We start from the raw sequence: 23,391 nt of genomic DNA on the forward strand, positions 1-23,391 counted from the left end.
ATAAAAAAAGCTGGCATGCAGGCTGCAATAACCTGATTAACGCAGGGCAAGAAACAAATGCCCTCAGTCTGATTTCCCCAGCGTGGGAGGAGCTTCAGGATGAATCGCCAACTTGCCGCCCAATTGCATTTCTCGCCACTGCATGTTCAGCAAGGCCTGTTTGCGGTACTTGCACTGGTGATCACCTTGATCGCCGGTCAACAGTTTCTTCTATGGGAACAGAGTCAGCAGCCAGAAGCCCCGCGCATTTCGTTTGAGCATCCGACCCAAACCCATTTCAGCGCGGCAGGCAGCGGTTTGGTAGATAACACCCCGATGAGAATGATGGACGTCGACCAGGCGCAACCGGCCAATGAGATGCCCCGTCAGGAACGCTGGGTGTTCTGAGCACATCAACTTGGTGCGCTCGACGCGCCGGGATAGCAACACCTCTTAATAGAAGCGTAAGGAGAATCATCATGTTGAGCTGGGCAATCACGTTCCTGATCATTGCCATTGTCGCCGCCGTCCTGGGCTTCGGTGGTATCGCGGGCACCGCCACGGGTATCGCCAAGATTCTCTTTGTCGTGTTCCTGGTGATGTTCATTGCATCTTTCTTCTTTAGCCGTCGCGGTCGTGGCTGAACAAAGTTCAAGACGCGAAAGAAGCACATCGCTTCTTTCCCACTGCGCCACCTGAGGAAGGAAAGGCGCATGACCAAGGGGTCGGGACGTTCTGCCTGCTTCAGGGGCGGAGTGACCTACGGGTACAGGGAGTGCCTGCGCAAGGGCCGGGTCAGGTAAAGCTGCCACGCAAGTTCGCCGGCCGAGTTGGGTTCGACGAGCTTGCGTAGTGCTTGAAGGTTGCAGCACCTGCGGGAAAAGTCCCCAAGGGCGTCATGAGCGACCGTACATCGAGAAAAATCGCCTTTCTTTTGCGCTCATATCTCTGCGCAGATCTGCTGAATTCCAATCATTTTGACACCCTTCCCCGCTGTTCAAAAAACATACAATCTGCTCTGTAATGGCCGGTTCACGGCACTTATGCCTGCCAATATGTCGTATTCGAACCGGTTGGGACGCGCGTTTCACTCAAAAAACCTCATGCCGATTCGGCATAGGGTAGGCGTTTACGGCATTAGACGTCGCTTCCTTGCATCGGAATAGTTGCGCCTTTTTTCGCCTGCCAGAGAGCCATTAACAAGCGCTCCGGGGCTCCTTATACGGGGGCAAGTGCTCTGACGTTTTCGCCACAAGCGAGGCCGTTCATGCATCTGCCCGAGTCAAACTGAAGTAAGGGTAAAGATATGAAGAAGGCAAAGCTTAGCCTCGCCTGGCAGATCCTCATCGGTCTGGTATTGGGGATTGCAATCGGTGCGCTGCTCAACCATTTCAGTGCCGAAAAAGCCTGGTGGATCAGCAACGTCCTGCAACCGGCAGGCGATATCTTTATCCGTCTGATCAAGATGATCGTAATTCCGATCGTCATATCTTCCCTGATCGTCGGCATTGCTGGCGTCGGTGACGCCAAGAAACTTGGGCGCATCGGCCTCAAGACCATCATCTACTTCGAGATCGTCACCACCATCGCCATTGTGGTGGGTCTGCTGCTGGCCAACCTGTTCCATCCAGGTGCCGGTATCGACATGAGCACCCTGGGCACTGTGGACATTTCCAAGTACCAGGCAACAGCTGCTGAGGTTCAGCATGAACATGCGTTCATCGAAACCATCCTCAACCTGATCCCGTCGAATATCTTCGCGGCCATGGCTCGCGGCGAAATGCTGCCGATCATTTTCTTCTCTGTGCTGTTCGGCCTCGGTTTGTCGAGCTTGCAGGCGGACCTGCGCGAACCGCTGGTGAAGATGTTCCAGGGCGTTTCGGAAAGCATGTTCAAGGTCACCCACATGATCATGAACTACGCACCGATCGGCGTATTCGCACTGATCGCGGTGACCGTGGCCAACTTCGGCTTCGCTTCCCTGCTGCCACTGGCAAAACTGGTCATCCTGGTTTACTTCGCCATCGCCTTCTTCGCCTTCGTGGTGCTGGGCCTGATCGCTCGACTGTTCGGCTTCTCGGTGCTCAAGCTGATGCGCATCTTCAAGGATGAGCTGGTACTGGCCTACTCCACCGCCAGCTCCGAAACCGTGCTGCCGCGTGTGATCGAAAAAATGGAAGCCTATGGCGCGCCCAAAGCCGTTTGCAGCTTCGTCGTGCCAACCGGTTACTCGTTCAACCTGGACGGTTCGACCCTGTACCAGAGCATTGCGGCCATCTTCATTGCCCAGCTCTATGGCATCGATCTGTCGATCAGCCAGCAATTGCTGCTGGTGCTGACCCTGATGGTCACCTCCAAGGGCATCGCCGGTGTACCTGGCGTGTCCTTCGTAGTCCTGCTCGCTACCCTGGGCAGCGTCGGCATCCCGCTCGAAGGCCTGGCATTCATCGCCGGTGTCGACCGTGTCATGGACATGGCACGTACCGCTCTGAACGTGATCGGCAATGCCCTGGCCGTGCTGGTCATCGCTCGTTGGGAAGGCATGTACGACGACGCCAAGGGCCAGCGCTACTGGAACTCCCTGCCGCACTGGCGCAGCAAGGAAAAGCTGCCAGCGGGTGAAACCTCCAGCAACTAATGTAATACCAGACAAACCCCGGAGAAATCCGGGGTTTGTCGTTTCTGGCCACCCCGCTATCATTCGCGCATCTTTTGGGGGATTTGACTGATGCTTAATGGCCTGTGGCTTGGCTTCTTCATCGTGGCTGCCGTGTCGGCGCTGGCGCAATGGTTGATCGGCGGCAACGCCGGGATCTTCGCGGCGATGGTGGAAAGCATCTTCGCCATGGCCAAGTTGTCCGTCGAAGTCATGGTCCTGCTGTTCGGTACCCTCACCCTGTGGTTGGGCTTTCTGCGGATCGCCGAGAAGGCCGGGATCGTCGAATGGCTGGCCAAGGCCCTCGGGCCGCTGTTCTTGCGCCTGATGCCGGAAGTCCCGCCTGGCCACCCCGCCATCGGTCTCATCACCCTGAACTTCGCCGCCAACGGCCTGGGCCTGGACAACGCCGCCACGCCCATCGGCCTCAAGGCCATGAAGGCGCTGCAGGAGCTCAATCCCAGCGATACGATTGCCAGTAACGCGCAGATCCTGTTCCTGGTGCTCAACGCCTCCTCCCTGACCCTGCTGCCGGTGACGATCTTCATGTACCGCGCCCAGCAAGGTGCGCCCGACCCGACGCTGGTGTTCCTGCCGATCCTGCTCGCCACCAGTTGCTCGACCATTGTCGGTTTCCTGGCCGTAGCCTTCATGCAACGCCTGCGCGTCTGGGACCCGGTGGTGTTGGCGTACCTGATTCCCGGCGCCCTCGCCCTCGGCGGTTTCATGGCGCTTCTGGGAACGATGTCAGCGACCGCACTGGCGGGTTTGTCTTCGATCCTCGGCAACTTGACGCTATTTGGCTTGATCATGCTGTTTCTGGTGATTGGCGCGTTGCGCAAGGTCAAGGTCTACGAAGCGTTCGTCGAAGGCGCCAAGGAAGGCTTTGACGTGGCGAAGAACCTACTGCCATATCTGGTGGCGATGCTGTGCGCCGTAGGCGTGTTACGGGCGTCCGGCGCCCTGGATTTCGGCCTGGACGGGATTCGTCACCTGGTGGAATGGGCCGGCTGGGACACGCGCTTCGTCGATGCGCTGCCAACGGCGATGGTCAAACCCTTCTCCGGCAGCGCCGCCCGGGCGATGCTGATCGAAACGATGAAAACATCGGGTGTGGACAGCTTCCCGGCACTGGTGGCGGCGACGGTTCAGGGCAGTACAGAAACCACGTTCTATGTGCTGGCGGTGTACTTCGGCGCAGTGGGCATCCAGCGAGCGCGGCATGCGGTGGGGTGTGCGTTACTGGCGGAATTGGCCGGTGTACTGGGCGCCATCGGGGTCTGCTACTGGTTCTTCGGCTAACCACAATCCCCTGTAGGAGCGAGCATGCTCGCGAAAAACGTCAACGATAACGCGGGGTGTCTGCTAACCAGCGTTGCTTTGGCGTCCATCGCGAGCATGCTCGCTCCTACAGGGGTTTTGCGCCAGGTTCATGGCCTTGGGGGCGGTGCGACTTTTTGCCCTTGCTCAACCGCCCACGCCACCACCTGCGTCGTCAGTTGATCGCTGGCCTGGCCAAATCCGGCCACCACCGCCGGCACCTTCACATCACTCAAAGGCTGGCGAACTTCAAAACGCTTGCTGGCGAGGATGCGCTGGTCATAACCACGCACCAGCAAGGCGTCCAGGCGCACGATCACGCCGGCGTTTGTACCCTGATATTCGGTCTGAAACGCCTGCAAGCTGCCACCCAGTTCCAGGTCCGCCTGGAAGTTGCTGTCATCGGTGCTCAGCAGCGTCACCCGGCCATCACGCTGGAAACCATCGAGCAGGCGATTGCGCATCAGCACCGGCGCTGGGTCGCTCCAACGTGCGCCCTTATAGCTGCTGATCACGTCGCCTTGGGGGATGACGGCGATGTTGGGGCTGTTCAACGCTTCACTGGCCTGGGGTTTGTTCAGGCGCAACGACCAGCGCTGCGGCGTGGCGTGAGCAGGCGCCACACTGCTTTGCGCCGAAGGCAATCGATAGAGATCGAAGGGTTCGGGCTTGGGCAGGATCGAGCAGGCGCTGATCAACGTGAAGCTGGTGAGGAGGGCGAGGGTAGACAGCTTCATGGGGTGAACTCCTTGTTCTTGTCACTGCCCAGCAGGTAACCGCTGGGGTTGGCCTCAAGGCGCTGGGAGATGGAGCGCAACGAGGTCAGGGTTTCCCGCAGCTCGCGTATTGCCGGCGCCAGGCCATTGAGGCCCTGCATGCCGCTGTTCAACGAGTCCTGATTGGTGCTGAGCAGCTTGTTGATCGTCGCGCTGCTCTGTTCCAGGGATTTCATGGCTTGTTCGGCGCTGCCGAACATCTGCTTGCCCTGATCATTGAGCAAGCCGTTGGCGCTGCGCATCAGCGTCGACGTCTGTTCCATCATGGTGCTGGCCTGTTTGCCGACCGCCGCCAGTTGCTGCATGGCCTGGCGGATATCGCCACGCTGGTCGGCGATGGTGCCGGTGGTGACTTCAAGATGTTCCAGGGTCTTACTGATACGCTCGATGTTTTCCGTGGAAAACATCAGGTTGGCGTTGTGCATCAGCATGTTCACCCCGGCCATGAGGTCGTTGCTGTCATTGAGCAATCGGGCGATGGGCGAGGGCGAAGCGACAATGGTCGGCAGTTTGCCGTCCTTGCCCTTGAGTGGCGGGCTCTGGGGCGTACCGCCGCTGAGCTGGATGATCGATGTTCCGGTGACCCCGGTCAGCGCCAGCTTGGCCTGGGTATCTTCCTTGATCGGTGTGTCGCCACCCAGACGAATCCTGGCCAGCACCCGACGCGGGTCTTTCGGGTCCAGCCGCAGCAGCACGACATCGCCGACCTTGATCCCGCTGTACTGCACCGGGCTGCCCTTGGATAGACCACTGACCGCCTCGTTGAACACAACCTCGTAGTCCTTGAACTCGGTGTCGACACTGGACTTGGCCAGCCAAAGGCCAAAGAGCAGGGCGCCTGTCACCACAATCACGGTGAACAGGCCGATCAATACATGATGGGCTCGGGTTTCCATGTCAGACCTCGTTGAGCTGTTGAGCGGCCGTCAGCGCCGCGCGGCCGCGAGGGCCATGGAAGTATTCGTGAATCCATGCATCGTCGGTTTCCGAGACGACATCAATGGCATCGGCCACCAGCACTTTCTTCTGCGCCAGCACCGCCACGCGGTCGGTGATGGTGTAGAGCGTGTCGAGGTCGTGGGTCACCAGGAACACGCTAAGGCCCAAGGCATCGCGCAGGGTCAGGATCAGTTGATCGAAGGCGGCGGCACCAATCGGATCGAGACCGGCGGTGGGCTCGTCGAGAAACAGGATGTCCGGGTCCAGCGCCAAGGCCCGTGCCAGTGCCGCACGCTTGATCATGCCGCCGGACAGGGACGCGGGGTACTTGTCCGCCGCCGACAGCGGCAAGCCAGCCAGGGCCAGTTTTACCGCCGCCAAGTGCTCGGCATCGTCACGGCTCAATCCCGCGTGTTCGATCAGGGGCAGGGCGACGTTCTCGGTCACCGTCAACGAAGAGAACAGGGCGCCTTTCTGGAACAGCACTCCAAAGCGCCGTTCGATCAGGGAGCGCTCGTGCTCAGGCAGGGTCGGCAGGTTTTTACCGAAGACTTTCACCACGCCCTCGCTGGGCTGGCGCAAACCGACGATGCTGCGCAGCAGCACGGACTTACCGCTGCCGGAACCACCGACCACGGCCAGGATCTCGCCCTTGTACAGATCCAGATCGAGGTTTTCGTGCACGCTCTGGCTACCGAAACGATTGCACAGCCCACGGACTTCGATCACCGCCTCGGCGGGCGCTCGGGGTAAACGACTCACCAACTCATCTCCATGAAAAACAGTGCGGCCACGGCATCGAGCACGATCACCACGAAAATCGACTGCACCACGCTGGACGTGGTGTGAGCGCCGACGGACTCCGCACTGCCGCTGACTTTAAAGCCTTCCAGGCAACCGATCGCTGCAATGAGAAACGCGAAGATCGGCGCTTTGACGATCCCCACCAGAAAGTGCTGGACGCCGATGTCCGATTGCAGCAGCGACAGAAACATCGCTGGCGAAATATCCAGCGCTACTGCGCAAACGACGCCGCCACCGATAATCCCCGAGACCATCGCCAGAAAGGTCAGCATTGGCAAGGCGACCAGCAACGCCAGGACCCTCGGCACCACCAGCAACTCGATCGGGTCGAGGCCCAGGGTGCGAATGGCGTCGATTTCCTCGTTGGCCTTCATCGAGCCGATTTGCGCGGTGAACGCACTGGCGGTGCGCCCAGCCATCAGGATTGCGGTCAGAAGCACACCGAATTCGCGCAAGAAGGCAAACGCCACCAAGTCCACCGTGAACACACTGGCGCCGAACGTGGTCAACACCGTCGCCCCGAGAAAGGCCACCACGGCGCCCACCAGAAAGGTCAGCAGTGCAACGATGGGCGCGGCGTCGAGACCGGTCTGTTCGATGTGCGCCACCATCGGCGTGATGCGCCAGCGGCTGGGGCGAAACAGACCACGCACGATGGTTTCCAGAATCAGGCCGACGAACCCCAACAATTGCAGGGTGTCCTGCCAGACCGCGTCCACCGCGCGGCCGATGCGGGTCAGCAATTGAATGCCGACGCTGATTTCCGGCTCCTTGAGCGGCACGCAGAAATCCGTCATCGACTGATAGACGGTTTGCAACAACGCGCGGTCGGCAGTGGAGAGGGTGCAATCGGGATGTTCGGCGGATCGACCCAGGCGCTCGGAACCCAACAGTTCCACCAGCAGCGAGGCGCCGGCCGTATCAAGGGCCCCGAGGCCATTGAGGTCGATATGGGTGCTGTCGTCGTACTGGCCTTCGAGCTTTTCACTCAGGTGCTTGAGGTCGGCGTAATGGGCAAGCGTCCAGTCTCCCGTCACCCGAATCTGAGGCGGGGAGTGCGAGGTGTCCAATTGGGCATTGCCGGCCACTGTGCTGCTTGTCATAAGCTCCGTGCTTTTTCGGCTATTACGCAGAGCTATGTAATAACACGAACTTACTCACTTTTCTTTGACCGGTGTGCTGTCTAATACCTTGAAGCGCAGCACACCGATCAATTGGCCGTCTTCGGTCAACACCCGCACCTGCCATTTGCCTGCCGGATTGCCAGGAAAATTCTGCTTGTGAGTCCAGGCCCGGTAGCCTTCCTTGCGTCCACCGTGAATATCGAGAGGGATGCGATCGACCTCTTTGCCGTTGAATTGCCAGACGTGATAAATCCGCTCGTCCAGTCCGCGTGGCGCATTGATCGCCGTGTAGGCATAGAGGCCACCGCCGCGAATCTGCTCGGCGCTGACTTCTTCGAGGCTGGCGCCGGGGGTGCGATCCTGCATCTGCGTGCTGATGGCCACGTCGGTCATCCACAGGGTCGCGGGCGGTACCCACGAACGCAGTACCCAGCCGACACCGCCGATACCCACGGTAATACTCAGGATCGCCAGGGCATTGCGCACGGTGCGGATCGGAAAGATCGACGCGAGGCTGGGGAACGACAACAGCACGGCGATGCCCAGTGCCCATTTGAAGCTTTGCGAGGTGGTCAGGTGCATGATCACCGGCAATGCGGTGAGGAGGGCGGCGAACAGGGTCAGGGTGTGCAGCGCCAGGAACGCCCAGCGCCGGGGTGCCAGCCACTTGTAGTAGAGCGGGTCGATGATGGAAATCAGCGCCGCGATACCCAACAGCCCGGTGAAGAAAAACTGGCCGCTGTTCCACGTCGTGGTGATGAAAAAGAACGGCAGGACGAAGAACAGGCTTTCCTGGTGAATCATCTGCGTCGCATAACGCAGAAGAGGCTGGGGAATTTCCCGCTTGAAGATTCTGGTGAACAGCTTGGTCAGGCTGTTTTCCAGCATTAGCCAGACCCAGCTGATCAGCATGATGGTGGTGATCCAGCTCGCCAGACCCTGCTGGCGATCCACCAGAATGAAGCTGCCGATTCCGGAGATAAAGCCACCGGCCGCGATGACCCCGGGGTAACGCTTCATCAGCTCGAGGATGCGCTGGACGAAGAGGGTCAGGGTCGGCATTCGGCGGTTCACATTAGTCGTAGGAAAAATCCCTGACAGGTTACCGCCTCATCAGCGAAAGTGCTTACTTTCTGCGATGAAAACGCCACGCCGCCAGGCTCAGCAGCAACAATCCCGACAACCCGGCGATCATCCACATCAATTGGTCATAACTCACCAACGGTTTTTCGATCCGCACATAGCCCGGTTGCAAGAGCAATTCGCGCATGGCCTTGTTCGCTTGCGCCAGCGTGACGGCTTGCAATTCCCTGACCGGGTTGGCGAAACGGCCGTCTGCATAGTCTCCCAAGGAACTCCAGTAGTAATCGGCCAGGGCGCTGTTGCCTTGAACGGCCCACGACTGGCGGGCGATGGCGGCCTGTTTGAGGCGATTGAAGGTCTCGGCGTTGAGACCATCCTTGAGCAAACCGGCCTTCAGCTCATCCAGCACCTCTTGCGCTTCGGCCACGTCGTCGCGATCCAGGTCGGCATTCAGGCTCATGAAGCCAACGCCGCCAAACACCTCACGCTCGGCCCAGGGACCATAGGACAAGCTGTGCGCCAGGCGCAGTTGGCGATAGAGTGCCCAGTCCAGATAGTCCTTGAGCAGGTCGAAGGTTTCGTCGTGCTGATTGTCCAGCACCGGCTCCGGAACCAGCCAGTGCAGCTTGGCCCCACCACCGACGAAGCCGCGAATCAGGTTGCGCTCATGGGCCGCGCTGGCCTGGATTTGTGGCAGGGGCGGGTGCTCTGTCGGGTCGATGGCGGTCAGCGCGCCATAAGCCCGATCCAGATAGGCCGGCAGCAAGCGGTCGAGGTCGCCGACGACAATCAGCGTCATGTTGTTGGGCGCGTACCAGCCCTTGCGCACGTTCTCCAGCTGTTCGCGGGTCAGGTGATGGACTTGCGCACGCTCAGGGCATTTGAGGCCCAGTTCCACGGCCAGTTGTTTGCTGGCGGTATTGCCCAGGTCCTGTCGATCCAGCCAGCGTTGCAGGTGGGTGTAGTGGCCACCATCTTCACGCTCGACCACTTGCTTGGCGGCGTGGATGGCGTCGTCGTCGAAATGAGTCTGCGTCAGCAACGCCAGCAGCAGATCGAGCACCTTGCGCTGGTTTTTCGCCGGGGCCTCGATCACAAAGGTGGTGTCGGCGTTGCTGGTGAAAGCATTCCACTCGCCACCCAGCGCCTGCATGCGCTCCTCCAGGCCGCCTTCACCGCTGGCGTCGATGCCGCTGAACAGCAGGTGTTCGAGCAGGTGTGGCAGTTCTTTATCGGCGCAACCGAAATCATCCAGGCCTACCCCGACCACCAACCGGATCGCCACGTGGCCGCGCTCAGGGGCGGGCTTGAGCACCAACTGCAAACCGTTGCGCAGGGTGTAGCCTTCGACCTGGAAGCGATCCAGGGCAAACGAAGGGAATGAGCCAAGCAACAGACAGGCGAACAACAGACAACGCATAACGAGCTTCCATACGGCTGATTGGAGATCCGTGTCGCTTTCCAGGCAGCCATCGCGAGCAGGCTCGCTCCCACAGAGGCTTCTCAAATCAACTGTGGGGGCGAGCCTGCTCGCGATGATCTTGAACCCGAAACCAATGTTACTGACTGACCACCGTGCCAGACGTTCAAGGCGAATGCGTGATGTCAGCCAAATCGTCGACGGCCAGCGCCCCAGTGTCGGAAGTTTCCAGCACCACATAGGCACTGCTGCAAAACAGCGAATTCAAACGCTTCATGTCGGCAATCAACTCCAGGTGCAGCGAACTGGTCTCGATACTTTGCACGATCTTACGTTGCAAACGACTGACATGCGCGTGGGCCAGGCGGCGTTCCTGTGCGCGAAAGCGACGTTTCTCACGCAGTAACTGGCGGGCACTTTCCTTGTCGGCACTCAGGAAAACCGACAAGCCCAGGCGCAGGTTGGAGATCAACTGGCTGTGCAGCCCGGCCAACTCTTCCAGACCCACTTCGGAAAACGACCGGCGCTGGGAGGTTTTCTGTTGCTGGACTTTGCGCAGCATGCGCTCGATCAAGTCACTGGCAAGCTTGAGGTTGATCGCCAGTTCGATGATTTCCGCCCAGCGCCGGCTGTCCTGGTCACTCAAGTCTTCCCGGGGCATTTGCGCCAGGTACAGCTTGATCGCACTGTAGAGCGCCTCCACGTCATCACTCAGACGACGCACCTCCTGGGTCACTGCAGTTTGCTTGCCGTGCAGCACGTCGAGCATGGCTTCCAGCATGTTGTCGATCAGATCGCCCATGCGCAGGGTTTCCCGGGCCGCGTTGGCCAATGCCAGGCTTGGCGTGACCAATGCTGTCGGGTCAAGGTGCCGGGGTTTGGCCATACCGTTGGTTTGCGGACGTTCGGGCAGTATCCACGCACAGAACCTGGCCATCGGCCCGACACTGGGCAGCAGGATCAGGCAACGCGCCGTGTTGTAGAGCAGGTGGAAGCCGATGACCATTTCCTGGGGGCTGAAGTCGAGGCTGTCGATCCAGTGCACCAAGGGGTCGAGCACGGGAATGATCAGCAACAGCCCGATCATCTTGTACAACAGGCTGCCCAGCGCCACCTGGCGGCCGGCGGCGTTCTGCATGCTGGTGCTGAGGAACGCGAGAATGCCGCTGCCGATGTTGGCGCCGATCACCAGGCCGATGGCCACCGGCAGGCTGATCACGCTGGCGCCGGCGAGGGTTGCGGTCAGCAGGACCGCCGCCAGGCTGGAGTAGGAAATCATCGCGAACAACGCGCCGACCAGGGCGTCGAGCAAAATGTCGCCAGTCAGCGAGGCGAAAATCACTTTCACCCCTTGGGCGTGGGTGATCGGCGCGGCTGCTTCGACAATCAGTTGCAGCGCCAGAATGATCAACCCCAGGCCGATGCTGACCCGGCCCATTTGCCCTAGTCGCGTCTGTTTGCGCGACAGGAAGAAAATCACCCCGAGAAAAATCAGCAGTGGCGAGAGCCATGACAGATCGAAGGTCAGCACCCGTGCCATCAACGCCGTACCGACATCGGCCCCCAGCATGGTTGCCAGGGCAGGGGTCAGCGCCATCAGGCCCTGGCCGACAAACGACGTGACGAGCATCGCCGTGGCGTTACTGCTCTGGACCATCGCGGTCACGACGATCCCCGAGATGAACGCCAGCCAGCGCTTGGACATGTTCTGGCCGATGACGTGGCGCAGGTTGGAACCGTAGACCCGCAAGATGCCGGTTCGGACGATATGCGTGCCCCAGATCAGCAAGGCCACGGCTGAGAGCAAATTGAGCAGGGTGAGCATGCTGGCCCCCTGTGGTGGTAGCGCCCCAAAGGAGCAAGTTGGCGGTGCCGCGCGACATTCTACGTTCTGTAATTAAGCTGTAGTTGGCTAACGGTCTGGGCGCCAGCATCGCATAGCTAAAGAAGCGATTGAAATGAAACTGTCATGAAAACAGTTTGATGCAGACAAAAAAGGGGCCTCTCAAGGCCCCTTTTGTTCAGCACAACATTCCAGTTACTGCCCCGGAATGTCCTTGCGCAGTTTCACCGGGTCCTGCTGCTTTTTCTTTCTTGCAATGGCGGTGCGCATCTTGATGTTGATCGCTTCCACCGCCAGCGAGAACGCCATGGCGAAGTAGACGTAGCCTTTTGGCACGTGCACGTCGAAGGATTCGGCGATCAGCACCGTACCCACGATCAACAGGAACGACAGCGCGAGCATCTTCAGCGAAGGGTGCTTGTCGATGAACGCGCTGATCGTGCCCGAGGCTAGCATCATCACCAACACCGCCACGACAATCGCCGCCACCATGACCGGTACGTGGGAAACCATGCCGACGGCAGTGATCACCGAGTCCAGGGAGAACACGATGTCGATGATCGCGATCTGGATGATGGTGTAGAGGAAGTTGCCGCCCTTCATCGAAGGCTCGTCATCGGTTTCGTCTTCACCTTCCAGCGCGTGGTACATCTCTTGCGAGCTTTTCCACAGCAGGAACAGGCCACCGAAGAACAAGATCAGGTCACGCCCGGAGATACCCTGGCCGAACACTTCGAACAAGTCGGCGGTAAGGCGCATGACCCAAGTGATCGACAACAGCAACAGAATCCGCGTGATCATGGCCAGCGCCAGGCCGAAAATCCGGGTGCGCTGTTGCATGTGCTTGGGCATCCGGCTGACCAAGATCGAAATCATGATGATGTTATCGATACCCAGGACGATTTCCAGGGCAGTCAGGGTAAAGAAGGCAACCCAGATTTCAGGGTTGGTCAGCCATTCCATGTGTATTCCTTTGAGCGATTGTTAAACCAAAAAGGGCCCCGACTTCAAACCGCGAAGCCTGGACCCGAAATGGTGAGTCTTGGGCTTATAGAGTGCTGAACAGCGGAAAAATCCCCATCAGCAATGCGGCAACCAGTATGCACATGCAAACCAGCACTGCCCACTTCAGGGTGAAGCGCTGGTGATCACCAAAATCGATGCCAGCCAGGGCCACCAAGAGGTAAGTCGATGGTACCAGCGGGCTCAACAAGTGGACGGGCTGACCGACGATCGAGGCACGTGCCATTTCCACCGCGGTAATACCGTAATGGCTGGCGGCTTCGGCCAGTACCGGCAACACGCCGTAATAAAATGCATCATTCGACATGAAGAAGGTGAATGGCATGCTCACCAACGCCGTGATCACTGCCAGGTATGGGCCGAGGAAGTCTGGAATCACCGACAGCAGGCTTTTGGACATGGCATCGACCATGCCTGTGCCCGACAGGATACCGGTGAAGATACCCGCGGCAAAGATTAGCCCGACCACCGCCAGTACGCTACCAGCGTGGGCCGCGACGCGATCCTTCTGCTGTTGCAGGCACGGGTAGTTGACGATCATCGCGATACTGAACGCCACCATGAACAGCACCGGCAGCGGCAACAGGCCGGCGATCAGGGTGCACATCAGGACCAGGGTCAGGGCGCCGTTGAACCAGATCAAGCTTGGCCGACGTGCATCCGGGAATTGCGAAACGGTGATCTCGCTGTGATCCACCTCATCACCGACCAGATGCAACTCTCCCAGACGCGCACGTTCACGTTTGCCGTAGAAGTAGGCAATGGCAAGGATGGCCAGGACACCGGCGGCCATCGCGGGAATCATCGGCACGAAGATGGCCGATGGATCGACGTGCAGCGCACTGGCGGCACGGGCGGTCGGGCCACCCCACGGAGTCATGTTCATCACGCCACCGGCGAGGATGATCAAGCCGGCCATGATCCGCGGGCTCATGCCGATACGGCTGTAGAGCGGCAGCATGGCGGCCACGCAGATCATGTAGGTGGTCGCGCCGTCACCGTCGAGGGAAACGACGAGCGCCAGGACGGCGGTACCCACCGACACTTTCAACGGGTCGCCCTTGACCATTTTGAGGATCTTGCGCACGGCCGGGTCAAACAGGCCGGAGTCGATCATCAGGGCAAAATAGAGAATCGCGAACATCAGCATCACGCCGGTTGGCGCGAGCTTGGTAATGCCTTCGAGCATCATCGGGCCGATTTTCGGGCCGAAACCGCCAAACAAGGCGAAAACGATCGGGATGATGATCAAGGCGATCAACGCGGACAGGCGCTTGGTCATGATCAGGAACATGAACGTGATGACCATGGCGAAGCCAAGGAAAGTCAGCATGGGAATACTCCAGGCGTAGCGCGGCTAGGGAAATGGGCGGATCGGATGGGATCAGCGCAGAACGGGAAGCACGAGACGTACGGGCGGAGTTGCAGCGAAGCGGCGGATAGAAGAGGACATCAGGGTCACCATTGTTGTTGTTTAATGGGCTGGGCGAACAATCGAACATTCGCTTTAGCCAACCGGTCTGTTGCCGGCAGTGAGGGCGATCCTAATCGTGGAAGCTTTCAGCCAGCTTTCGCCGATGAAAGCATTGACCGGATGTGCAACCGGTCGTCGGACCGGGGCAGAGAGGGGAAACCGAGTTGTGCCCTTCGCGAGCAGGCTCGATCCCACAATGATTTTGATCCCCTGTGGGAGCGAGCCTGCTCGCGAAGACGCCAGTGAAAACGCATCCGGAGGAAAAGGAATGGTCGACTTTCACACAGGCGGATGCCACTGCGGACAACTGCGATATCAATTCAGCGGGCCTTTACACGATATCGCCCATTGCCATTGCTCGATTTGCCGGCGGGTCAGCGGCGGGATCGTGACCACCTGGATCACTGTGCCGGCGACAACCTTTCAATGGCTAGCGGGAAAACCGGCGCGGTACGACTCTTCGCCAACCTGCGCGCGCTATTTTTGCGGCAACTGTGGGGCGCAACTGGCATTGGAGACTCACCTGAGCCCGGGCAGCATCGACGTGACCATCGCCACCCTCGATCACCCGGAGCGGGCCCCGGCCGAACGCCACATCTGGACCGACAGCCGCCTGCCGTGGTTGCATCTGGATGAGCATTTACCGGGCGAAGCCGAAGAAACACTCTGATCAGAAAATAGACAGGTCGAGCGGGCGAATCGCGCCCATCCAGATCGCGTGCTCGCTGTGATCCAGCAGATCGTTGCCGGTGTCGGGGTGCAGGAACACCACCAATCCCTTGCGGTTGAGTGCCAACCACGGCAATACCTCACCGATGAGCTCAGGGCCGAACGCCAGTTGGCAGCTCCAATCCGGGTGCGGGCCGACGGGGCGTTCGTGCACCCGGCCCATTTTCAGCGGGAACAATTGTGCCGCTTGCTCACACAGGGCTCGCGCCTGGTCGATGGTGCTGGCATCGAAATAGACATGGGCGTGGTAACCCTTGATCTGTTGCATCTGAATCCCTCCAAAACCGAGTCGAACCCTCACCGTTTCCTAAAGGTCAAATGCCATACAGGAAAGAGAACAAGGGAGTTCAGCCATGAAAAATGCCGAAACCCCGGTGGTGAAAGTGGTGCTTTATGGTGCCATGAGTAGCTTGGGCAGTGCGCTGATGGCTGAAATGTTGCGGCGCCAACATGAAGTGATCGCCATTCTCGATGACTTGACGGCGCTGGCGCCGCGCCCGGGTTTGCGTACCAAGGCCGGCGACCTGTTCGACGCACAACGGGTCAAGCAAAGCGTGGCCGGCAGTTCGGCGGTCATCTGTTTATTAGACGCACCGGGGTTGCCATTCAATAGTGAACACGTGGAAAAAAACATTGTGCCCGGCCCGGTCGAGCAGGTGCTGGCGGTGGATGCATTGCTTGATGGCATGCAGGCAGCAGGCATTACCCGATTGTTTCTAGTGGGGGATTTCGAGGTGCTGGACGATCCGGAGTTCGAGGACGGGTTGCAACGCCACGCCGCCGAAGAAATCCGCGAAGCGCTACAAAGCAGCCCCTTGCACTGGACGATGGTAAACGCCCCGCGCGGGGTGCCGGGGCTGACCATCGAGCACTTCAGTCAAATCGGCGGCAACCTTGAGCCGGGACTGGCCGAGCCGCTCGCACGTTTGGCCCGCACGGCAGTGGGGATCGCTGATGAGTTGCATCTGAACCTGCATATTGGCGAGCACGTTAATTTTGTTGCCACCGATAGCTAGATCGCAATTGAGGGCAGTGCCATCCCGTTCAACGATTGCGCACTGCTGGCCTGCTCGGCCATCAACCAATCGACAAACTGCTGGATCAAGGCGCCACGCCGTTTGCGTTGTGGTAACACGACGTAATAACCCAGCCTGGAGATCACCGTTTCGGCAATCGGTCGACACAACAAACCTTGTGCCAACAAGTTATCCACAAGGTGCCGCCAGCCAATCGCCACGCCCTGGCCGCCAATGGCGGCTTGAATCAACAAGGTGTAATTATCGAAACGCAATTGGCCGGGCGCCGGGGGCGAAGTGATGCCCAACTCGCGAAAGACACCGCTCCAGTCAAACCAGTGGCTGCTGTTTTCGCCACGCAGGTGCAGAAGTGGAAACTCCAACAATGATCGAGCGGGTAGGGGCAGGGTGCGATCATTGAGTACTTGCGGGCTGCACACCGGGAACACTTCCTCGCTGAATAGCCAATGACTCTCTCCCTGTTTGAAGCGGCCATCGCCGAACAGCACTGCTACATCGATATCGCTGCGCAACATGTTATGGCTACGTTCACTGGTCACCAGACTGACGTCGACCTGTGGGTTGGCCGCGTGAAAACGGTGCAATCGAGGCATCAGCCAATAGGCGGCAAAGGCAAAATCGGTGGCGACTTGTAGCACTTCATGCTGATGCTGGGCGCTGATCGCGCTCAATCCTGCATCGATATTCTGCAAACCCAGCTGAACTTGCTCGAAAAGGATAGCACCCGACTCAGTCAGTTCAATGCCGCGATAGATGCGGTCGAACAGTCGAGCCCCCAACTGCTCCTCCAGTCGCTTGATTTGCTGGCTGACCGCCGGCTGCGTGGTTCCCAGCTCGACCGCCGCCGCCGTAAAGCTGCGTTGACGGGCCGCTGATTCGAAAGCGCGGAGCAAATCCAGAGAAAGGTCACCAAGCGCGTCATACATAAGCTGTGCTTATCCTAGTCATTGCCGCCCGTGGGCTTTACCGCAAAGTGTGTAGGTTACATCCTCGACCCCAGCACTCTCGCATAAACATTCACTATGGAATGCCGCGATCACATGAAGCGCAAGAACATTCTTTTCATCATGGCCGATCAAATGGCCGCGCCAATGTTGCCGTTCTACGGTCCTTCGCCTATCAAATTGCCTAATCTGAGCCGCCTCGCCGCCGAGGGCGTGGTATTCGACAGCGCTTATTGCAACAGCCCGCTGTGCGCACCTTCGCGCTTTACCCTGGTCAGCGGCCAGCTGCCGAGCAAGATCGGGGCTTATGACAACGCGGCGGATTTCCCGGCCGATGTGCCGACTTATGCCCATTACCTGCGGCGCCTCGGCTATCGCACTGCGCTGTCAGGCAAAATGCATTTCTGTGGTCCGGACCAATTGCACGGCTATGAAGAACGCCTGACCAGCGATATCTACCCGGCCGACTACGGCTGGGCCGTGAACTGGGACGAACCGGACGTGCGTCCGACCTGGTACCACAACATGTCGTCGGTTCTCCAGGCAGGCCCTTGCGTGCGCACCAACCAACTGGATTTCGATGAAGAGGTAGTGTTCAAGGCCCAGCAGTACCTGTTCGACCACATTCGCGAGGATGGCGAGCAGCCGTTTTGCCTGACGGTTTCGATGACTCACCCCCACGACCCGTACACGATTCCCAAGGCTTTCTGGGACCTGTACGACGACGCCGAAATTCCTTTGCCGGAAACACCGGATCAACACCAACTCGATCCGCATGCCCAGCGATTGCTCAAGGTTTATGACCTGTGGGACAAACCATTGCCTGTGGATAAAATCCGCGACGCTCGCCGCGCCTACTTCGGTGCTTGCAGCTATATCGACAGCAACGTCGGCAAACTCCTGCAAACCCTCGAGGATACTGGGCTAATCGATGACACCATCATCGTATTCTCCGGCGACCACGGTGACATGCTGGGCGAACGGGGCCTCTGGTACAAAATGCACTGGTATGAAATGGCCGCTCGTGTCCCCCTGTTGATAAGTGCTCCAAGGCAATTCGGCGCCGGCCGGGTCAGTGCATCGGTATCCACCGCCGACCTGTTGCCGACCTTTGTAGAACTGGCCGGCGGCACTCTGGAACCGGGCTTGCCGCTCGATGGCCGTTCGCTGGTTCCGCATTTGCAAGGGCAGGGCGGGCACGATGAAGTGTTCGGCGAATACATGGCCGAAGGCACCATCAGTCCATTGATGATGATTCGTCGTGGCGCTTACAAATTCATCTACAGTGAAGATGACCCTTGCCTGCTCTTCGATGTAGGCAATGACCCGCTAGAACTGGAAGAACTCAGCAAATCGCCGCAACATCGTCAACTTTTCGACGAATTTCTCGCCGAAGCTCGCGCCAAATGGGACATTCCAGCTATCCATCAACAGGTGCTCGCGAGCCAGCGGCGCCGGCGTTTCGTCGCCGATGCCCTGACCATCGGCAAGCTGAAGAGCTGGGATCACCAGCCACTGGTGGATGCCAGTCAGCAATACATGCGCAATCACATCGACCTCGACGATCTGGAGCGCAAAGCACGTTATCCACAACCCTGCCAAAACCAATAATGTTAAGGGGAAGTCCATGCATAAGTTATCCACAGTACTGACGGTCGGACTTCTGGCCCTGGGCAGTGCATCGGTGTATGCCGATCAAAGTTGCGAGACGGTGAAAATGGCCGACCCTGGCTGGAGCGATATCGCCGCAACCAACGCCATTACCGGGTTTCTGCTGGACGGCATGGGCTACAAGGCCAAGGTCGACACCCTCGCGGTGCCGATTACCTTTGGCGGGCTCAAGGATGGCCAGGTGGATGTTTTCCTCGGCAACTGGATGCCGGCGCAGCAGGGTTTCTACGACAAGTTCATCGCCACCGGGGACGTCACGCAACTGGCGAAGAACCTCGACGGCACCGAGTTCACCCTCGCTGTCCCGGATTACGTCTGGGATGCGGGTGTGCATAACTTTGCCGACCTGAACAAATACGCCGACAAGTTCGACCACAAGATCTATGGCATCGGGTCTGGTGCACCGGCAAACATTTCGCTGCAAGAGATCATCAAGAAAAATGATTTCGACATGGGTCAATGGAAACTGATCGAATCCAGCGAGCAGGCCATGCTTGCGGAAGTGTCCCGCGCGGTGAAGAAACAGAAGTTCGTGACCTTCCTCGGCTGGACACCGCACCCGATGAACGTGCAGCTGAAAATGCATTACCTGAAGGGTGGCGAGAAATACTTCGGCGACACCGGCAGCGTCCACACCCTGACCCGCAAAGGTTATGCACAGGCCTGCCCGAACGTCGGCAAGCTGCTCACCAACCTGAGCTTCACCCAAGAGATGGAGAACAGCATCATGGCCGAGGTGGTGAACAAGAAAGTCAGCAATGCCGATGCGGCCAAGGCGTGGATCAAGGCCAACCCGGCAGTGCTGGACAAGTGGCTCGATGGCGTGAAGACCGTGGATGGCAAGGATGCGTTACCGGCAGTGAAAGCCAAGCTCTAACTCCCGCCACTGATCGTTCCCACGCTCTGCGTGGGAATGCATCCCGTGACGCTCCGCGTCGCACTCCAAGGGCAAACGCGGAGCGTCCATGGCGGCATTCCCACGCAGAGCATGGGAACGATCAGCGTCTGTTAACCTTGTGCAAAACCCAATCCGAGAGGACCCATGGCCCTTCCCAGCCGCCATTCACTCTTCCCATTCCTCACATGGTTACCCAGGCAAACCCGCGCCAGCGTCGGTCGTGACCTGATCGTCGGCCTCAGTGGCGCGATTCTCGCGTTGCCGCAATCCATCGCCTACGCACTGATTGCCGGCCTCCCACCGGAATACGGCTTGTATGCGGCGATCATCCCGGTGTTGATCGCTTGTCTGTGGGGCTCGTCGTGGCATTTGATCTGCGGTCCGACGGCGGCCATTTCCATCGTCCTGTACGCCAGCGTCAGTCCCCTGGCCATTCCTGCGACGCAGGACTACGTCACCGTGATCCTGTTGCTGACCCTTCTGGCAGGGATTTTCCAGTGGCTGCTGGGGTTGCTGCGCTTTGGTGCGCTGGTCAATTTCGTCTCTCATTCGGTGGTGCTTGGCTTTACCCTCGGCGCGGCGGTGGTCATTGCCGTTGGCCAGTTGCCCAACTTGCTGGGGCTGGAGCTGCCCAGCCAGGCCACCGCACTGGACAGTTTCATCACACTGACCACACACCTGGGTGAAGTGGATAAACCTTCGCTCATTCTCGGATTGGCCACCGTGGCGGTCGGGCTGATCCTCAAGCTGTGCTTGCCGCGCTGGCCGACGCTGTTGATTACCCTGGTGCTGGCTGCCGTGATGGTCTGGCTTTGGCCCTCCATGTTCGGTCACGTAAAACTGGTGAGCGCCTTCACCGGTAAGCTACCGCCTTTTAGCCCATTGCCGTTGGACCTCGACCTGATCCTGCGCCTGCTGCCCAGTGCCGTGGCGGTCGGAATGCTCGGGCTGGTCACCAGCCTGTCGATTGCCCGTTCGCTGTCGGCGCGCTCGCAACAGTTGCTCGACGCCAATCAGGAAGTCCGCGCCCAAGGCTTGTCCAATATTGTCGGCGCGTTTTTTTCCGGATCGCTGTCGGCCGGCTCCTTCACCCGTTCAGGCCTGAGCTACGAAGCGGGGGCCTGTTCGCCGTTGGCGGGAGTCTTTTCGGCTTTGTGGGTAGCGTTGTTCGCCGTCTTCGGTGCCAGTCTGATCGCACACATTCCCATCCCGGCCATGGCCGGCAGTATTTTGCTGATCGCCTGGGGCCTGGTGGACCATCGTGGCATTCGTGCGTTGCTACGGGTCAGCCGCGCCGAGTTCGTGGTCATGGGCCTGACCTGTGTCGCCACGCTGCTGCTGGAACTGCAGACAGCGATCTATGCCGGGGTGCTGGCATCGCTGTTCTTTTACCTCAAGCGCACCTCGCAACCACGGGTGCAGCATTTGCGTGACGGCGATGAAGACATTCTGCGGGTCGGCGGCTCGATCTTCTTCGGCGCCAGCCACTACCTGCAAGTTCGCCTGCAACGAATGCAGGGTGCACGCGTGGTGATCGAGGCGCAGCAGATCAACTTCATCGACTATTCAGGGGTTGAGATGCTGCATCAGGAAGCACGGCGGTTACTGCGCCAGGACCGCAGCCTGACCCTGCGCCGGGCTCGGCCGCAGGTGGTGGATGAATTGAGGAAGCTGGAAGGGGCAGAGAAATGCCCGATCCGGTTTGAAGACTGAAACAACCTAATACGTGTAGGAGCGAGCCTGCTCGCGATGGACGTCAACGATAACGCGTGCATTCAGGATGCATGCGTTGTCCTTGGGTTCTTCGCGAGCAGGCTCGCTCCTACAGGGGGGCTTACGCAGCCAGTTGCCGACGAAGTTCGGCCAGCACCGGCGCCGTATCCGGACGCACGCCGCGCCACAGGAAGAAGGCTTCCGCCGCCTGCTCGGCCAACATCCCCAGCCCATCCATCGACACCGCCGCGCCATGCTCGCTGGCCCAACGGCAAAACGAGGTCGGCTCCTTGCCGTACATCATGTCGTAGCACACCGTCTTGCCCGGTTCGATCAGGCTGGTGGCAATCGGCGGAACATCGCCCGACAGACTCGCGGACGTCGCATTGATGATCAGGTCTACCGACTCTTGAAGCCAGTCATAACCACTGGCCGATACCGGGCCCAGATCGCAGAACAGTTCGGCCAGCAACTCGGCCTTGTCCACCGTACGGTTGGCGATGACCACCGACGCCGGCTGCTCAGCCAACAACGGCTCCAGCGCACCGCGCACTGCGCCGCCGGCACCGAGCAGCAGGATGCGCTTGCCCTTGAGGCTGAACCCGGCATTGACCGTCAGGTCCCGTACCAGGCCAGCACCGTCGGTGTTATCGCCCAGCAAACTGCCATCTTCCAGCTTGCTCAGTGTGTTTACCGCGCCGGCCCGCTGTGCCCGCGCCGTGAGTTTGTCGGCCAGGCGATAAGCCTCTTCCTTGAACGGTACTGTCACATTCGCGCCACGGCCTTCGAAGAAAAACGCCCGGGCACAGCTCGAAAAATCATCGAGGGGCGCCAGTGAAGTGCTGTAGTCGAGTTTCTGCCCGGTCTGCTCGGCGAACAGACGATGAATCAACGGCGATTTGCTATGGCCAATCGGGTTACCGAATACGACGTAACGGTCCATCTGGATTCCTCGTTCAGGCCTTGGCCAACCAATCGCGATCTTGCAGGAAATACTCAGTCAGGCGTGCTTCTTCGCTGCCAGGCTCGGCTTTCCAGTCGTAACCCCAGCGGACTTGCGGCGGCAGCGACATGAGAATCGACTCGGTGCGACCGCCCGATTGCAGCCCGAACAAGGTGCCACGGTCGTAGACCAGGTTGAATTCGACGTAACGCCCACGACGGTACTCCTGGAACTCCCGCTGCTTGGCGGTATAGGCGTCGTTTTTGCGGCGCTGCACGATTGGCAGGTACGCCTCGATGTAGGCGTCACCGATAGCACGCATGAACGCGAAGCTGGTGTCGAAATCCCACTCATTCAGGTCATCGAAAAACAAGCCGCCGATTCCCCGCGGTTCGTGGCGATGCTTGATGTAGAAGTAGCTGTCGCACCAGGCCTTGTAACGCGGGTAGACGTCCGCACCGAACGGCGCACAGGCCTGTTCGGCGACGCGGTGCCAGTGCACGCAATCTTCTTCATTCCCGTAGTACGGTGTCAGGTCGAAGCCGCCGCCAAACCACCAGACCGGCTCTTCACCTTCTTTTTCGGCGATGAAAAACCGCACGTTGGCGTGGGAAGTCGGTACATGCGGGTTGTGCGGGTGGATCACCAGCGACACACCCAGGGCCTCGAAACCGCGTCCGGCCAGTTCCGGCCGGTGGGCACTGGCCGACGGTGGTAAACCGGTGCCGAAGACGTGGGAAAAGTTGACGCCGCCCTTTTCAATGACCGCGCCATTTTCGACCACTCGGGTGCGTCCGCCACCGCCGGCAGGCCGGGTCCAGGCGTCTTCGACGAAGCGCGTGCCGCCGTCTTCGGCCTCCAGGGCAGCGCAAATACGGTCTTGCAGATCGAGCAGGTAGGCTTTTACGGCCTCGGTGCGGGTAGTCATGGCATCACCTTGGATCGGGCAAAGCTACGCGGCGCTCCACAGGAGCCAGCCTGCGCAAATGGGCGCGTAGCATACCACCGCCGAAGC

The 23,391-nt window shown here is 59.4% G+C and carries 22 protein-coding genes; 9 read left to right on the forward strand and 13 right to left on the reverse strand.

The window, feature by feature from the left end; genetic code table 11:
• Positions 1-99: 99 nt before the first annotated feature.
• The 4 genes from PSUM_RS16885 to PSUM_RS16900 all read left to right on the forward strand — a co-directional run bounded on the left by PSUM_RS16885 (position 100) and on the right by PSUM_RS16900 (position 3,937).
• Positions 100-387, forward strand: a complete 288-nt coding sequence (locus PSUM_RS16885; protein ID WP_083349947.1) for a hypothetical protein — start codon at positions 100-102, stop codon at positions 385-387.
• A 71-nt stretch (positions 388-458) separates the two neighbouring features.
• A complete protein-coding gene (locus PSUM_RS16890; RefSeq protein ID WP_020798027.1) occupies positions 459-623 on the forward strand; it encodes a DUF1328 domain-containing protein in 165 nt (54 codons plus the stop codon).
• A gap of 662 nt (positions 624-1,285) precedes the next feature.
• Complete coding sequence (gene gltP / locus PSUM_RS16895; RefSeq protein ID WP_020798026.1) at positions 1,286-2,617, forward strand: glutamate/aspartate:proton symporter GltP; 1,332 nt, start codon at positions 1,286-1,288, stop codon at positions 2,615-2,617.
• A 90-nt stretch (positions 2,618-2,707) separates the two neighbouring features.
• Entirely contained in the window at positions 2,708-3,937 is a 1,230-nt protein-coding gene (locus PSUM_RS16900) for a nucleoside recognition domain-containing protein (RefSeq protein ID WP_020798025.1), read from the forward strand.
• 128 nt (positions 3,938-4,065) lie between these two features.
• Here the strand turns inward: PSUM_RS16900 and PSUM_RS16905 are convergent, their stop codons facing one another.
• The 9 genes from PSUM_RS16905 to PSUM_RS16945 all read right to left on the reverse strand — a co-directional run bounded on the left by PSUM_RS16905 (position 4,066) and on the right by PSUM_RS16945 (position 14,300).
• Entirely contained in the window at positions 4,066-4,692 is a 627-nt protein-coding gene (locus tag PSUM_RS16905; protein ID WP_020798024.1) for an ABC-type transport auxiliary lipoprotein family protein, read from the reverse strand.
• Positions 4,689-5,627 (reverse strand): MlaD family protein, encoded by a 939-nt coding sequence (locus PSUM_RS16910; protein ID WP_020798023.1) that lies wholly within the window; start codon positions 5,625-5,627, stop codon positions 4,689-4,691. Before PSUM_RS16910 ends, PSUM_RS16905 begins: the two co-directional genes overlap by 4 nt.
• A gap of 1 nt (position 5,628) precedes the next feature.
• Entirely contained in the window at positions 5,629-6,432 is an 804-nt protein-coding gene (locus PSUM_RS16915; RefSeq protein WP_020798022.1) for an ABC transporter ATP-binding protein, read from the reverse strand.
• Complete coding sequence (locus tag PSUM_RS16920; RefSeq protein ID WP_020798021.1) at positions 6,429-7,577, reverse strand: ABC transporter permease; 1,149 nt, start codon at positions 7,575-7,577, stop codon at positions 6,429-6,431. The genes PSUM_RS16915 and PSUM_RS16920 overlap by 4 nt, the downstream gene beginning before the upstream one ends.
• A gap of 54 nt (positions 7,578-7,631) precedes the next feature.
• Positions 7,632-8,660 (reverse strand): DUF5924 family protein, encoded by a 1,029-nt coding sequence (locus PSUM_RS16925; RefSeq protein WP_020798020.1) that lies wholly within the window; start codon positions 8,658-8,660, stop codon positions 7,632-7,634.
• Positions 8,661-8,724: 64 nt separating this feature from the next.
• Entirely contained in the window at positions 8,725-10,101 is a 1,377-nt protein-coding gene (locus tag PSUM_RS16930; protein ID WP_020798019.1) for a M16 family metallopeptidase, read from the reverse strand.
• 166 nt (positions 10,102-10,267) lie between these two features.
• Positions 10,268-11,926, reverse strand: a complete 1,659-nt coding sequence (locus PSUM_RS16935; protein ID WP_020798018.1) for a Na/Pi cotransporter family protein — start codon at positions 11,924-11,926, stop codon at positions 10,268-10,270.
• Positions 11,927-12,139: 213 nt separating this feature from the next.
• The gene (locus tag PSUM_RS16940; protein ID WP_020798017.1) at positions 12,140-12,907 is read right to left on the reverse strand and encodes a TerC family protein; all 768 of its coding nucleotides are present in this window, start codon (positions 12,905-12,907) and stop codon (positions 12,140-12,142) included.
• An 85-nt stretch (positions 12,908-12,992) separates the two neighbouring features.
• On the reverse strand, positions 12,993-14,300 hold the full coding sequence (locus PSUM_RS16945; RefSeq protein WP_020798016.1) for a CitMHS family transporter: 1,308 nt from the start codon (positions 14,298-14,300) through the stop codon (positions 12,993-12,995).
• A 409-nt stretch (positions 14,301-14,709) separates the two neighbouring features.
• Here PSUM_RS16945 and PSUM_RS16950 point away from each other — a divergent pair, with 409 nt between their 5' ends.
• Complete coding sequence (locus PSUM_RS16950; RefSeq protein WP_020798014.1) at positions 14,710-15,111, forward strand: GFA family protein; 402 nt, start codon at positions 14,710-14,712, stop codon at positions 15,109-15,111.
• Here the strand turns inward: PSUM_RS16950 and PSUM_RS16955 are convergent, their stop codons facing one another.
• Positions 15,112-15,438: a DOPA 4,5-dioxygenase family protein gene (locus PSUM_RS16955; protein WP_083349946.1), complete on the reverse strand. Its 327-nt coding sequence runs from the start codon at positions 15,436-15,438 to the stop codon at positions 15,112-15,114.
• An 85-nt stretch (positions 15,439-15,523) separates the two neighbouring features.
• On the opposite strand from PSUM_RS16955, the gene PSUM_RS16960 reads away from it, so the two are divergent.
• A complete protein-coding gene (locus PSUM_RS16960) occupies positions 15,524-16,186 on the forward strand; it encodes an NAD(P)-dependent oxidoreductase (RefSeq protein WP_020798013.1) in 663 nt (220 codons plus the stop codon).
• Here the strand turns inward: PSUM_RS16960 and PSUM_RS16965 are convergent.
• On the reverse strand, positions 16,183-17,133 hold the full coding sequence (locus tag PSUM_RS16965; protein ID WP_020798012.1) for a choline sulfate utilization transcriptional regulator: 951 nt from the start codon (positions 17,131-17,133) through the stop codon (positions 16,183-16,185). The two genes, PSUM_RS16960 and PSUM_RS16965, sit on opposite strands and share 4 nt — an antisense overlap.
• Before the next feature lie 114 nt (positions 17,134-17,247).
• On the opposite strand from PSUM_RS16965, the gene betC reads away from it, so the two are divergent.
• The 3 genes from betC to PSUM_RS16980 all read left to right on the forward strand — a co-directional run bounded on the left by betC (position 17,248) and on the right by PSUM_RS16980 (position 21,433).
• The gene (betC, locus tag PSUM_RS16970) at positions 17,248-18,762 is read left to right on the forward strand and encodes a choline-sulfatase (protein ID WP_083349945.1); all 1,515 of its coding nucleotides are present in this window, start codon (positions 17,248-17,250) and stop codon (positions 18,760-18,762) included.
• A gap of 16 nt (positions 18,763-18,778) precedes the next feature.
• Positions 18,779-19,699, forward strand: a complete 921-nt coding sequence (gene choX / locus PSUM_RS16975) for a choline ABC transporter substrate-binding protein (protein WP_020798010.1) — start codon at positions 18,779-18,781, stop codon at positions 19,697-19,699.
• Between the two features lie 165 nt (positions 19,700-19,864).
• Positions 19,865-21,433: a SulP family inorganic anion transporter gene (locus PSUM_RS16980; RefSeq protein ID WP_033045433.1), complete on the forward strand. Its 1,569-nt coding sequence runs from the start codon at positions 19,865-19,867 to the stop codon at positions 21,431-21,433.
• A 121-nt stretch (positions 21,434-21,554) separates the two neighbouring features.
• Here the strand turns inward: PSUM_RS16980 and aroE are convergent, their stop codons facing one another.
• Positions 21,555-22,376 (reverse strand): shikimate dehydrogenase, encoded by an 822-nt coding sequence (gene aroE / locus PSUM_RS16985; RefSeq protein ID WP_083349944.1) that lies wholly within the window; start codon positions 22,374-22,376, stop codon positions 21,555-21,557.
• A 13-nt stretch (positions 22,377-22,389) separates the two neighbouring features.
• Positions 22,390-23,304 (reverse strand): oxygen-dependent coproporphyrinogen oxidase, encoded by a 915-nt coding sequence (gene hemF, locus PSUM_RS16990; RefSeq protein ID WP_083349943.1) that lies wholly within the window; start codon positions 23,302-23,304, stop codon positions 22,390-22,392.
• Between the last annotated feature and the right edge of the window lie 87 nt (positions 23,305-23,391).

It is taken from the genome of Pseudomonas umsongensis (assembly GCF_002236105.1).
Classification (GTDB): domain Bacteria; phylum Pseudomonadota; class Gammaproteobacteria; order Pseudomonadales; family Pseudomonadaceae; genus Aquipseudomonas; species Aquipseudomonas umsongensis.